General features: G+C 51.4%; 11 protein-coding genes. 3 read left to right on the top strand and 8 right to left on the bottom strand.

The window, feature by feature from the left end; all coding sequences use genetic code 11:
* Window position 1 precedes the first annotated feature (1 nt).
* Window positions 2-256 (top strand): DUF7218 family protein, encoded by a 255-nt coding sequence (locus tag CRP01_RS02970; protein ID WP_099148502.1) that lies wholly within the window; start codon window positions 2-4, stop codon window positions 254-256.
* Window positions 257-269: 13 nt separating this feature from the next.
* On the opposite strand, the gene CRP01_RS02965 is transcribed toward CRP01_RS02970, so the two are convergent.
* A complete protein-coding gene (locus tag CRP01_RS02965) occupies window positions 270-479 on the bottom strand; it encodes a hypervirulence associated TUDOR domain-containing protein (protein WP_099148501.1) in 210 nt (69 codons plus the stop codon).
* A gap of 74 nt (window positions 480-553) precedes the next feature.
* On the opposite strand from CRP01_RS02965, the gene CRP01_RS02960 reads away from it, so the two are divergent.
* The gene (locus tag CRP01_RS02960) at window positions 554-1,918 is read left to right on the top strand and encodes a deoxyribodipyrimidine photo-lyase (protein WP_099148500.1); all 1,365 of its coding nucleotides are present in this window, start codon (window positions 554-556) and stop codon (window positions 1,916-1,918) included.
* 49 nt (window positions 1,919-1,967) lie between these two features.
* On the opposite strand, the gene CRP01_RS02955 is transcribed toward CRP01_RS02960, so the two are convergent.
* The 4 genes from CRP01_RS02955 to CRP01_RS02940 all read right to left on the bottom strand — a co-directional run bounded on the left by CRP01_RS02955 (window position 1,968) and on the right by CRP01_RS02940 (window position 6,879).
* Window positions 1,968-3,029 (bottom strand): hypothetical protein, encoded by a 1,062-nt coding sequence (locus tag CRP01_RS02955; protein WP_099148499.1) that lies wholly within the window; start codon window positions 3,027-3,029, stop codon window positions 1,968-1,970.
* Between the two features lie 55 nt (window positions 3,030-3,084).
* Complete coding sequence (locus CRP01_RS02950; RefSeq protein ID WP_099148498.1) at window positions 3,085-4,536, bottom strand: M14 family metallopeptidase; 1,452 nt, start codon at window positions 4,534-4,536, stop codon at window positions 3,085-3,087.
* A gap of 273 nt (window positions 4,537-4,809) precedes the next feature.
* Window positions 4,810-5,391 carry a hypothetical protein gene (locus CRP01_RS02945; RefSeq protein ID WP_099148497.1) on the bottom strand — a complete coding sequence of 194 codons (582 nt, stop codon included), beginning with the start codon at window positions 5,389-5,391 and terminating at the stop codon, window positions 4,810-4,812.
* Between the two features lie 75 nt (window positions 5,392-5,466).
* The gene (locus CRP01_RS02940) at window positions 5,467-6,879 is read right to left on the bottom strand and encodes a M14 family zinc carboxypeptidase (RefSeq protein WP_099148496.1); all 1,413 of its coding nucleotides are present in this window, start codon (window positions 6,877-6,879) and stop codon (window positions 5,467-5,469) included.
* A gap of 506 nt (window positions 6,880-7,385) precedes the next feature.
* Here CRP01_RS02940 and CRP01_RS02935 point away from each other — a divergent pair.
* Window positions 7,386-10,247: an insulinase family protein gene (locus tag CRP01_RS02935; RefSeq protein ID WP_099148495.1), complete on the top strand. Its 2,862-nt coding sequence runs from the start codon at window positions 7,386-7,388 to the stop codon at window positions 10,245-10,247.
* A gap of 345 nt (window positions 10,248-10,592) precedes the next feature.
* Here the strand turns inward: CRP01_RS02935 and CRP01_RS02930 are convergent, their stop codons facing one another.
* The 3 genes from CRP01_RS02930 to CRP01_RS02925 all read right to left on the bottom strand — a co-directional run bounded on the left by CRP01_RS02930 (window position 10,593) and on the right by CRP01_RS02925 (window position 13,388).
* Window positions 10,593-11,213 carry a LysE family translocator gene (locus CRP01_RS02930; protein WP_099148494.1) on the bottom strand — a complete coding sequence of 207 codons (621 nt, stop codon included), beginning with the start codon at window positions 11,211-11,213 and terminating at the stop codon, window positions 10,593-10,595.
* 80 nt (window positions 11,214-11,293) lie between these two features.
* Entirely contained in the window at window positions 11,294-11,587 is a 294-nt protein-coding gene (locus CRP01_RS41805) for a hypothetical protein (RefSeq protein ID WP_143473240.1), read from the bottom strand.
* Between the two features lie 199 nt (window positions 11,588-11,786).
* A complete protein-coding gene (locus CRP01_RS02925) occupies window positions 11,787-13,388 on the bottom strand; it encodes a T9SS type A sorting domain-containing protein (protein ID WP_099148493.1) in 1,602 nt (533 codons plus the stop codon).
* Window positions 13,389-13,483: the final 95 nt, after the last annotated feature.

Raw genomic sequence — 13,483 nt, 5'->3', positions numbered from 1 at the left:
CATGCCCAAAGGAGCTGATCACGGACCCAGTATCAAGAACGACGAACAGTACGAAGCCTTGCGCGAAAAAGGTTACAGCAAAGAAAAAGCCGCCCGCATCGCCAATACGCCGAATGCCGGTGAAAAAGGCGGGGAAGCTTCGAATTACGAAGACCGGACTTTTGATGAGCTGTACGAGCAGGCCAAAAAGGTAGGCATCGAAGGCCGCTCCAAAATGAATAAGCAGGAACTGATCCACGCCCTGCGGAATAATTGATCTACTTTATTAATCAGGCGCGATCTACTTCGCTTTCCAGCTTTAGTACCTGCTGGCCGTCCTCCTGCTCGATGAGCAGGGCCTTGTTGCCGGACTCCCCGTTGCGGGTGATCTTTTCGCCATCGATCACCTTTTCCGTTTTTTCGCTGTAGGTCTTAACGACCTTGCCGGTAGCCGTACCCTGGCCCCATTTCCATTTTACCTGACTTCCTTCCCGGATCATTTCATTTGGTATTGGTTAAAAATCTCTAGTAGAACACGGGCTCCCGATCTGTTGTTTGGGAAAAAAGCATATAGATGGAATTTACAGACATCCACCCGGACCGGGTGCAGGTTTTGAATGATCACGACCTTCAGTCGGATCGCTCCTACGTTTTGTATTGGATGCAACAAAGCCAGCGCGCGGAATGGAACCACGCCTTCGAAGCCGCTATACGTCTCGGTCGCCAACTGGATAAGCCGGTACTGGTCGGTTTCGGCCTGATGGACGATTATCCAGAAGCCAATATCCGACACTATACCTTTATGACGGAGGGGCTGGTGGAACTGGACGAAGCTTTCAAAAAACGCGATTGTAAGCTGGTGATCAAACTCGGACATCCCCGGGCCGTGATCGAAGCACTGGCTAAAGATGCGGCCGCTGTGGTGTGTGACCGTGGCTATCTCCGCCACCAGGAAGCCTGGCGTTCCGACCTGGCCAACTCGATCAGCTGCCCGCTCATTCAGGTGGAAAGTGATCTGATCATACCGGTAGAGGCCGCTTCCAACAAACGAGAATACGCCGCCCGGACCATCCGTTCCCAACTGCAGGAAAAGTATCGGGATTACCTGGAAAAACCGGCCCGCCTGATGCCGCCCAAAAGCTCGGTTTACCTGAATGTCACCGGAGAAGATATCGGAAGTGTGCCCGCCTTTCTGGAAAAATTAAAACTGGACGATTCGGTGCCGGTAGTCAGCGATCAATTCAAAGGCGGCACCTCGGAAGCCAAGCGACGCTTTCGCAATTTCCTGAAAAATCATCTGGATCAGTACAACGATGATCGCAATCAGCCCCACGAAGATCACGTCTCCCATATGAGCCCGTACCTGCATTTCGGGCAGATCAGCCCGGTCTGGCTGATCCGGGAGATCGAGGAAAACCACAGTGGAAAAGATGCGGAGAGTTATGTGGAAGAACTGCTGGTACGGCGGGAACTGGCTGCCAATTTTTGCTTTTACGAAAAGGATTACGACCGATTCAGCGCTCTGCCGGACTGGGCCCGGACCACCCTCAATGAACATAAGGACGATGAACGGAAATACCGCTATACCCGTGAGGAAATGGAAAACGCCGAAACCCACGACGAATACTGGAATGCAGCTATGCAGCAGATGAAAAAGCGCGGCTATCTGCACAACCACATGCGCATGTACTGGGGCAAACAGATCCTCGCCTGGACCAATACTCCGAAATACGCTTACCGCACGGCACTCTACCTGAATAACAAATATTTCCTCGACGGCAGAGATTGCAATTCCTTTGCCAATATCGGCTGGTTATTCGGCCTGCACGATCGGGCCTGGAATGAGCGCGAGGTATTCGGCAAAGTGCGCATTATGACCAAAAGCGGACTGGAACGGAAAACCGATCCGGATAAGTTTATCGATAAAGTGGAAGATTGATTGCCCTGGCTTTCATTGAAAGCTCAATTATGTTCCAAAAAGGCGATCCTTACTGTTCCTTATTGCCTAAAGGAGCGTTACGTGGATCAAAAATGTCCGGTTCTCCATCCGGATAATAGATTTCCGTCCGGAATTGGATCTGCTTGGCTTTGGCGTGCCGGTAGAGTTTCATTTTTATTTTGAAATAATCCCGAACAGGGAGTTCGGAAGAAAAGGCTACCAAGTACTTTTCATTTGGTTCAATTAACGTGATCCGACTACTATCCGACACGTTGTTAATGCTTAACAGCATTCCTCCATCCGAAAGAAATTCTTCTCGATATTGATAGTTTTCCGGCGGTGGTGGTGGAGGTGGATATTTTCCGGTCCGAAAAGCCTGTACATTGGTTTCCCACGGGAAAAGCCGGTAACTAAAAATTTCCCATGGCCGAAAATCTTTTATTTTACTTACCAGCGTTAGTTTATCCCAATAGATGAGCGCTAAATGTTTATGCAATCGGTCCAGTTCGGGCAGACTGATCTTTTCATCCACAAAAAGCAGCAGTTCCGCGTTTTTTCTTTTTCTGGTAAAAAAGAGGGGGAGTTCTTTAAAATTCAGTTGAATATCGTTGACCCGAAGTACCAGGTTCTGTTGGGAATCTTTATAATATTTCAGCGCATAGTCCCAGATAAAGTGTCTTTTGCCGCGGTCAGCGGATAAGGTATCGGTGGTGTTTATGTTCAACAGATCGTAGGTGGTAAGGTCCAGGCTGGCCATTTCCGGTTCCCGAAACAGATTCAGGCTATCATTTATCCGGAGGGTGTCAGCTTCCAGCTCTTGAAAAGGTAGATTGAACCGGGAATTTATGCCTGCCCGGATCCGGATCTCCCGATTCTCGATCTGGAAGGTACCCTTAAACAGCATACCATCCTGAGTTTTTATATAAGCGGTGGTTCCGTCCAGATACCAGTATCGAAAAATTTCCGTCGGTAATCCGTCGTGGTGGTAGTCAAAATCCCAGTACCCGGCCAGATCCTCTTCCTGGACCGCCTGACAGGAAACCAGACACACCCAGCTCACCCAGAACCAGTTAAACCGAAGAAATTTTAAAGGTCGAAAGAAAAGCGCCATTGCCGAAGATTTGATCTAAAGTAAAAGATGCCGCTTTCCCTCCGTGTGGCGGGTACTACAGCCGGATCAGCCGACCGTTCACGATCACATATTCCACCCGATTGTCTTTCCGAAGCACCATACTGGTACTGCGGCCCGGTACGATCTTTTGTTCTGCATCCGCATTTTCCGGTAGGACCTCCAGAAGCTGGGATTCCGAAAAGTGCCGGGGCAGTTCATCGAGGCAGACATCTTCGTTAATATCCCAGGAAAAACCCCGCATCCGCACTGCGGTATAACCTGCCTTCCACAATTCCCGGTGATCGAGCTGTCGGTAATCGCTCCAGCTAGACAGTACCTTCGGGTAAACCTTACCGGCTTCGGCCCGGTGACCGTTAGCGACAAAGTCCTCGTAGGCGTAGCGGTCGGAAAGATCGCCTCTGGCCATGATCATATCGTTGAAATAGAGGAGTTCACCGTCATCGGAATGGCTTTCCCGGCGGATGGTAATATCAACCGGTCCCGGCTCGTCCGCATCTTCCAGCAGGACGTTGCGGATCGCCAGATCGACAAAGGCATTTTTGAGATTGTAGGGGATGGCCTCGTAAGTCTGCAATGGGACACTCCGGTAGCGCTCGGATACGATGGCCTGAAAGGCAGTGAGCAGCGCCACGAAATTCAGTTTGCGGACCTCCTGCTTTTCGGGATCTCCGGGCAGTCCACCGGATTCGATCAGGATGGTACTGGTGCCCCACTTCTGGAAGTTATCACCGAAGGCCCGGGGTTCGAAAGCATCATTGTAGCGGGCTACCTGTCCGGGAATATAGGGCTGGAGGGTCTGGTCGAGCAGTCCGATGAGTTGCATGGACCGTTTCCGAACGGTATTGACTTCCTTTTGGTGATTGTAGGCCGGTGCCAGAAAGGAGATGGTAGCCGGTTTGGGGTTTTCTCCGGCGGCATAGTAGCGGTTTTGGTCGTGCAGGTTGAAGCCCCATTCCGGGCGATGTTGTTCCCACAGGGATTTTAGCAGTCGGGCCTCGGGACTTTCCAGGTTTACCGCATCCCGGTTGAGGTCCAGATCCTGGGCATTGTGGCGCAGGTAGCACTCTGCCCCATCGGGATTGAGCATGGGGACGAAGACCAGGGTCAGTTTTTTCCGGAACTGACGACGCAGCAGGTTGAATTCGTCATCGGCCTGCAGGAAGCGAAAAATATCCATCATCGCCATGGTGGCCGTCGGTTCGTTACCGTGCATCTGGGACCAGAGCATGACCTTCACCGGGCCTTCGCCGTAGGTGACCTCGTAGATATTACGACCCTGATAGGAACTTCCGGCGGTCGATACCCGGAACGGGGCGTCGAGTTGCTGAACGATCCTTTCAATCTCATCGTGTTTTATGCGGCGATTGGTCAGACTGTTCTCTTTGTAGTTTTCGTAGGATCGGTTGAGGGCGCGGTCGAATGAAGCCTGGCCGAAGGCAGAAAGATGCCCCACCAGGAAAAGGGCAAGAAGGAACGATAGTCGCATGGTTCTTTGGGTTTAAGAGGCTCGGGACAATAGTGAAACGCTACCACTACCAACAGGCAAGGTGTAATAATAGTATCACTTCTATTTTCGGGGTAATCACTTTAATTAACCCGCTTTTGCGGATCGGTGTTTGTTTACTCCCGTAATAATTCAGGTGGGGGAAGTATGTTCTCCATTTGAGGGTTAAGTCACCGATCCATCCACGAAAGCATTTGATAAGGGAAAACTCCGCCCGAACCTTGGCATCGACCTAAAACCTTCGAATCATCTCGATCAATTCGCCCGGAGTATAGTGATCTCGTTTACCTTGGCACTGCCCGGTATCTCATTCCGGTCCAGATTGTAATTGGCACTGGGGTAGTCAAGGCCCAGCGCCAGGTTTTGGTAATAAACGCTCGTTCTACTTTCAATTTCCGATCCGTGCACCGCAAAATCCCGGATCAGGGAGGTGAGCTCGGTGTAGGTCATCCCCACTTTCAAGCCGTTTTCAGTCATGGGTAAATCACTGGTAATGACGATATCACCCACCAGCGATCCATTTTGCGGGTCCGGATGAAAATAGCCTAACTCCCGGCCATCTTCGGTGGAAATGCGGTAGATCTCAAACTCACCCTCACCGTTTTGCAGGATGCCTTTTTCCACAGAATCGACAATTTCGCCGATTGGCTGCCCCACCCTAATGCCACGAAAGGATCGATCCCCGATGGGATAATCGGGAGCAGCAGGTTGCTCCTGCCCGGCCGGGGCCGCAGCCGTTTCTTCCGGCGCGGGAGTCTGTTCATCCGGAGTGGTCGAAGTGCCGCAGGCTGTGAGCGCTACGGTCAACGTAATGATGAAGAAAAAAACTTTGTACATATAAAGCGTTTGTATAATGATCAATTACCGCATGCAGAGCGCCGCACCTAGATCAGAACGGCGCTCCGTACCGGGTTAAAGTTCCATCAGGCGGCCTTTTACCACCACGTATTTTACCTGTCCGTCCTTTTTCAGGATGATGCCCGGACTTTGATAGGGGTTGATGGCGTCTTCCGTGGTACCTTTTTCGGAAAGCACTTCCAGGTGGCGGGCGCGATTGGCTTCACCCGAGCGGTTTACCATCTTTACGGCAGTATAGCCCTGCCGCCAGAGTTCTTTGGGATCGATTTTTTGCAAAGCGGCCCAATCCGGCAGCACCTTGGGGTACACTTTGCCGGCTTCCGCCCGGAAACCCTTCCCGGGAAAATTTTCGTAGGCATAATAGGTAGAAAGGTCGCCCTGATCGGCGATATGAGCGCCGGAAAATACGCTTTCTCCGTTTACGATCGTCTCATCCCGGCGGATGCCGATATCGACAGTATACCAGTTGCCGTTGCGTTCGATCTCCACTTCGCGCAGGGCCAGATCCAGAAAGGCTCCGCTGTCGTTAAACGGAATGGATTCGTAAGCGGCGCGATCGGCCGTCTCGTAACGTTTGGCGGCGATGGCCTCCAACGCGGACATGATCACCAGGAAATTCAGTTTGCGGATCTCCTGCTTCTCCGGATCGTCCACCAGTCCACCGGATTCGATCAGGATAGTGCTGGTGCCCCATTTTTGGATGTTATCCCCAAAAGCGCGGGGTTCAAAATCATCGTTGTACCGGGCTACCTTGCCGGGGATGTACTGCTGCAGGGTTTCGTTCATCAGACCGATCAGTTGCATGGAACGGCCGCGAATGGTGTTGACCTCCTTTTCGTAATTGTAGGCCGGGGCCAGGAAAGAGATCGTGGCGGTATTGGGATTAGGGCCGGCGGCGTAGTAGCGACTTTGGTCGTGCAGATTAAAACCCCAGTCGGCTTCCAGTTCGTCGCGGACGCGTTTGAGCAGTTGGGCCTCCGGACTCTGCAGCCGCAGGGCATCCCGGTTCAGGTCGATGCCCAAGGCGTTGCGGCGGGTGAAGCGCTCGGCACCGTCCGGATTGAGCATCGGCACAAAAACGATGGTCAGTTCTTTCAGCAATTGACGGCGCAGGGGATCAAACTGGTCACTGGCCTTGAAGAAATTGAACATGTCCATCAGCGCCATAGTAGCGGTGGATTCGTCGCCGTGCATCTGGGACCAGAGCAGAACGGTAACGGGGCCGTCGCCAATACTAACCTGATAAATATTGCGACCTTCGATCGATGCTCCGGCCGTTTCCACCCGAAAGGGGGCTGCGAGACTTTGCACCAGTTTCTCAATGGACTCGTGTTTGAAGCGGCGGTGGGTAATGCTGCTTTCTTTATACTTCTCGTAGCTTTTGGACAGTTCCTGGTCAAACTGCGCCATGCTGTCGTTACACATTCCCATAGTGAGCAGTAAAGAGAGAATCAATAATTGTCGCATGTGTTTTGGTGTTGGTGTGTTAAAGTGAAATTGATGTTTTGATGTGTTAGAGTGTTGCGGTGTTGCGGTGTTGTGGTGTTGCGGTGTTGCAGTGTTGGTTTGTTGGGGATGACAGGCGTTTGTTATGGTAACTTTAATCGAGCTATTAACAAATTGAATTTTTGGCGCAAAAGTTCATAAACCTGTGCATCCAAACATTAACACCTTAACACATCAAAACCTTAACACTTCGACCTACATCAGCAACAGTCGCTACAAGAGGGGGGCTGGATTAGAACGATGATCTTGGGAGGATTTATTATCGGGCAGGGCTGAATAAAGCCGGTCGGGCTTATTTTCCGGGAAGGTTAAATCTAAGGAAGTTTTTGGATGCATTCAACCGCAATGCGTTCAATTTGTTATTTTGGCACGGAAAAATAAGATTTTAGTCTATGTGTCGAATTTCGTCCGGCTATAGAAAGATCGATTTTGCCGGATCTGTACGACCAAACGAATAACCTCGCCTCATGATCACAAAGACCGATACGACCTATTCTTACGACACTATTCCCAACGATCCGATCGGATTGCAGACTTTTACCCTCACCAACGGCCTACGGCTATTTTTGAGTGTCAATAAAGCCGAGCCGCGTATCCATACCAATATTGCTGTGCGGGCGGGATCCAAACACGATCCGGCCGAAACCACCGGACTGGCGCACTATATGGAGCACATGCTTTTTAAAGGGACCAGCCGGATCGGTACCCTCGACTGGGAAAAGGAAAAAGTGCTGCTGGAAAAGATCTCGGACCTCTACGAACTCCACCGCCAGACCAGTGACATGGATGAGCGCCGGCGGATCTACGGCGAGATCGACCGGCTGAGCAACGAGGCTGCGAAGCTGAGCGCTCCCGGTGAATACGATAAACTGGCGGCCACCATCGGTGCCAAAGGGACCAATGCCTACACCTGGGTGGAACAGACGGTCTACGTCAATGACATCCCGAGTAATGAGCTGGAACGCTGGTTCTATCTGGAATCCGAGCGTTTCCGGATGATGGCGCTTCGCCTGTTCCATACCGAACTGGAAACGGTTTACGAAGAATTCAATATCAGTCAGGATCAGGATGCCCGAAAGGTGAATAATGCGATCCGTACGGCTTTATTCCCCCAGCATCCCTACGGCACTCAGACTACCATCGGTAGTGCCGAACACCTGCGCAATCCGTCGCAAAAAAATATACAGGGCTTTTTCTCCACCTACTATGTGCCTAATAATATGGGCATCCTGCTGTCGGGAGATTTTGACCCGGATGAAGCGGTGCAGTACGCCGAAAAATACTTTGGATCCTATACCCCCAAACCGCTTCCGCCATTCGCCGTAGCGCCGCAGCCGGCCCTGCAGGAAAAATTCCATCTGCAGGTATACGGTCAGTTGACGCCCTACGTGGATCTGGCCTGGCGGTTGGAAGGCGCTCATTCCGATGACCCTTTGATGCTTACGCTGATCGACGGTCTGTTGCACAACGGCCAGGCCGGTTTGCTGGACCTGCACCTCAACCAGCAACAGAAGGTGCTGGAAGCGGAAAGCTGGGCCTGGCTTTACGAGGATTATTCGGTTTTTGGTCTTTACGGCAAACCCCGGGAAGGCCAGATGCTGGAAGAAGTGGAACAACTGATGCTGGGCGAACTGGATCGCCTGCGCCGGGGCGAATTCCCGGACTGGTTGCTCGAAGGGGTGATCCGGGACCAGCAGTTGAGCGAACTACAGGCTTTTGAAAGCAATAAAGGTCGCATCAGCGCCATGACCCAATCGTTCATCCTGGGGATATCCTGGCAGCGCTTTGTCGACCGTTTTGAATGGTTTAAAAACGTAACCCGGGACGATATCGCTAATTTTGTCCGTAAGCGTCTGGGGGATAATTATGTTTTGATCCACAAGTTGCAGGGCGATGATCCGAGTGTGATCAAGGTGGAGAAGCCGCCGATCACACCGGTGGCCATCCAGCGGGATGCACTTTCCGATTTTGCCCGCGATTTTATGCAGCGGCCTTCACCGGACCTGGAACCGGAATTTGTGGATTACAAGCAAGCTATTCAGCATACCCGGCTAAAGAACGGACTGCAACTGGACTACGTACGGAACCGGGAAAATGAACTTTTCCGATTCGATATCATCCTGCCGGCGGGGAAACTGCACGACCTGGAGTTATCCATCGCCATGTTGTACTTCCCTTATCTGGGTTCCGGGAAATACAGCGCCCAGCAGGTACAACAGGAATTATTCCGCCTCGGCCTGAAACTGGATACCCAGTCTAAGAACGAAAAGACCTTTATCACCCTGCGGGGGCTCCAGGAGTCTTTCGAAGCGGGCCTGAAATTACTCGATCATTTGCTGACCGATCTGCAACCGGACGAACGGGCTCTGCAGAATGTGGTCAACGATATCCTGCAAATGCGGGAAAGCGCCAAACGCAACCGACAGGTGATCGTGCGGGAAGCACTGGCCGATTACGCGCTGTACGGCGAGCATTCACCCTTCACCTACCGGATACCCCGGGAAAAATTACTGGCCCTGGAGGCCGGACAACTGACCCAAAAAATAACCAGCATCCGGGCGCAGGAGCACTGGCTCTACTACTACGGTCCGGCACCGATCAGCGATGTGGCCGAATTGCTGGAAAAGCACCATCTGGCGCCGGCTGTCCGGCAACAGCCCGGTCCGCGCATAGAACTCGTGCAACGACCAACGGAAGAGAACCAGGTGTTTTTCCTGGATTTCCCAATCGTTCAGACCGATATTATGCTGGTTTCCCGCGGCACTCCGCATTTCAATCTGGAGGAACACGTACTGCGCGGCTGGTTCAATGATTATTTTGGACTGGGCTTATCATCGGTGGTTTTCCAGGAGATCCGGGAGAGTAAAGCCCTGGCTTATTCCACCTACGCCATTTACGGTTCTCCCCGCCGGGAGGATCAGGCTCATTACCTGCAGGCCTACGTGGGCACCCAGCCCGATAAGATCGGGGATGCGCTGCCGGCCTTGTTCCAGATCATCAACGATATGCCGGTAGACCGGTCTCAGATCGAGCGGTCCCGTCTGTCGGTACTGAAGCAGATCGCCAGCAGCCGGAGTACCCGCAAACGGATCTATTGGGATTACCAGCTCTTCAAAGATCGAGGATTCGAACGGGACCTGGATCAGGATATCTACGAGAAACTTTCGGCTTCTTCGATCGATGATCTGCTGCAATTCCAGCGGGAGTACGTACAGGGTAGCCGGTTCAATATCATGGTATTGGGCAGCCGGGAACGGGTGGATATGGAATATCTGCGCAGTTTCGGTCCGGTGCGGGAATTGACTATGCAGGACGTATTTGGTTATTAGAGTGGGCCCTTTGATGGGGGCCTGATGAGTAGTTAGGAATATTAATCTTTAATAATCGAAAACCAGAAATGACTGAATTTCACCGCGAAGCAGCTAAGCTTTTTTAGTGAATTTGCCGTCGGCAAATCCACTAACCTTTGCGTTCTTAACCGTCAATGTCGCTAAAGATCGAAAAATTTGCATCAGCAAATTTTCTCGAAAGAAGTCATTATGAAACTTTGCGGCTTTGCGTTTTAGCGGTGAAGACAAGCTTTATTAATTTTCAATTTTCGGCCCTAGACATCAAATGCGCATGCCCTACAGGGAGCTATTCATTGGAATCCGGAGCGATTATGCATCCGGAGACTAAAACTCCATGTACAAATTAGCCATCTGCAGAAAAGCCAGAGACAGGAAAAATATGCTGAGGATATAATTGATATTCCGGGAGAAATTTTGCGTACGATTAGCGATATATTGCGCAAAGCGAGCGTATACCAGTAAAAGACCGAAAGCACCAATGGTGGTGCCCAGAATATAGATCCACCGGCAGGGCCAGTCGGCAGAGATCCATTCGCGGGCCCGGAAATAGGCACTGACCGCGAAAAAATAGGGAATCGCCAGCGCATTCATACAGGAAACTACGAAGCCGAGTAGAAAGGATCGGCGTGTTTTATCTTCCGCTTTCTTCACCTGGGCTTTGCGCGCCAGGACAAAAAAGGCAATACTCAATGCCAGAAAAACGAATACCGAAGCCTGCTTCAGGAAATTAAATACGCCGGGATTTTTGCTTAGATAGCCGGTAAAAGCCACGGCGATGAACACCTGAAGAAAAATGGCCACTGATCCCCCTGCACTGTAGCGCACCGCTTCTTTCATCCCCTTGCGGATACTCACATCCACGACCGTCATATTCACGATGCCCGGCAGGATGATACCTACCGTACCCATGGCCCATCCCAGAAAGAATTGATTAAAATATTGCATTTGACTAATGTGAAGTTTTCGCAAGTATTCTTTGAATAAAACCGACAAAGGAAAGGATAAAATGGATTACCGTACGTTTGTCAAGGCCATTTTTTCCTTCTTTCATAACCCGAAAAGCGATATTCAGGTTTTGGAAAACTGTTAAGCAATTCGGTTAACAATGATTTGAATGGGTAATAAAGGATCGGTGAAAAAGGTGCTATAGAGAACGGTTCTACTGGGTTATTAAGTTCATTATCAGTCGTATATTTCTTTTGCAGGCTGCTTGACCATTTATGCGAGAGGAACAGGGCAGCCGGAATACCGTTCGGGGCCGATGACTGGCCCGGAGATGTACCGGTGGCCAGACGGTGGATTGTGACTAGTTTTTTCATAGTTGCAAGGTCACGAATTCAATATGGTTGTGTAGCTGAACCGGAAGGGTGTCGGGAGGTAAACAAAAAATGCCGCAGGAACGGACTATTTACCCGCCTTGATCCCCTCTGATCGCTCTAATTGGCAAGTTGAATATAAGATTTTTTTTCCTTGTGGGTATAGAAGTCGCTCAGAAATCTAACCCGGAGTGGCGCCGCTTTAATTTTTTGTTCCCAGCTTGATCAATCTTTTGGCCTGGTAACGCGCGCCTCCGGAAGTATAGCGGATCAGGTACAGACCGGCGGGCCAGTCACCCACATCGATGCTTAGGTCCGGACATGCGGGCCGGCAGGACTGTCGGTAATAGTTACGTCCCCAGACATCGCTGATCAGCAGCTCTCCCGGAGGGAGTTGGTCCAGCTGCCGAAGGTGCAGGCGGTCGCTTACCGGATTGGGGGCAATAGCCAACGGCAGCTGCGGGATCTCCCGTACCGGTGAGGTGAGCCTTTCGATAAAACAAGCGGTAAAATCGGGATTTTGGTATACGATCCCATCGTTCTCTTTCATACACAGCAAAGCATCCCGGTGGCGTAAATTGGGCAGCATCAGACCGTGTTGGGGCAGCAGGCCGTGGGTAATATCCCCGATGCCTTCTACCCAGATAATATCGGATGGGAAAAATTCATCCGATTCGGAACCGTGCCCCCGAAACCAATAGCCGGTGTACAGGCGTTTGCGCGGAATACCGTCCGCCAGCACCAGGGTATCCACTTCCGTAACGACCTGGATAATGGGTTCTCCCACGTCCGTATTATATTCCAGGATCGTATCGCCGGGAAGCAGATTGAAATCATAGAGGAGCGAATCGTAGTAGTACCGGCCGCGGTAATATACCCGCCGGTCTTCTTCCCAGATGATGCCTATCTGCTGATTATCGGGCGAAAAGTAGTTGAATGCGCTATCGTAATTGATAAAGACCGGGAAACCCAACTGACCTTCCACCAGTACCGGTTCCACGGTGCTGATCCAGTAGTGTTCGGTCAGCGTGTCGATCACATAGGAATCAGGACCGGTAAAGATGACTTCTTCGTGCTGGACCGCCCAAATCTTACTACTGTTGATAAACCGCTCGTAAGCATACTCGTAATGACAACCGTCTAGAACGGAAGACTGGAAGATGAGCTCCTCCTGTCGCTGGTAACAGAGCAATTTGTCAAGCGTGCGGGTATCGGCTCCCAGGTAGGGCGGTAAATACTGGGGAAGCAGACCGTTATTCTGTTCGCCCATACCTTCGATCCAGATACAGTAATCGTAAGCCTGCCAGCGGTCCTCGATGGGATAGTAGATCCCCAGATGAAACCGCCTGCGGGGCAGGTCGTCCAGGAGCCGAACGGTATCGATGGCGTGCACCACCAGGTGCTGGGGCTGCCCGGTATCGTCAAGGGATTTGTGGAAAACATCCCCAACTTCCAACGTAAAATCGTAGATCGGATCATCGATCTCGTGGTACCGGATGAATCCTCCGGCGTAGTACACCCGCTGATCTTCCTCCCGGATAAAACCGGCCAGCTGCAGATCCGGATCATCCCAGCTAAAAACGGGAGCGGTGGAATAATATAATTTTTTCCAGATGAGCCCGTCGTGCAGGGTATCGGATCCGATCCGGTAGTGTTCGGTAAAAGTATCCCGCGCCCAAAAAGAGGAGGGTTCCTGGTGCAGTACCGACCATACGGCATCGGGTTGCAGGAGGGGAAGATAATCCTGGGAACGACTTGCGGTGGCCAGAGCCAGCACGAGCAGAGTGGATAAAATTAATCGCATACTTGTAGAGATGAGGCGTTTAGAAATCTGATCTACAAGTTATAAAATGCCGCGGAAAGTCCGCCGAATGGGCAGTAAGGAAAAGGTCCGACAGA

It is taken from the genome of Flavilitoribacter nigricans DSM 23189 = NBRC 102662 (assembly GCF_002646595.1).
Classification (GTDB): Bacteria; Bacteroidota; Bacteroidia; order Chitinophagales; family Saprospiraceae; genus Flavilitoribacter; species Flavilitoribacter nigricans.
Note: the sequence above shows the minus strand (reverse complement) of the source record. Positions and strands in the feature narration are given on the sequence as shown.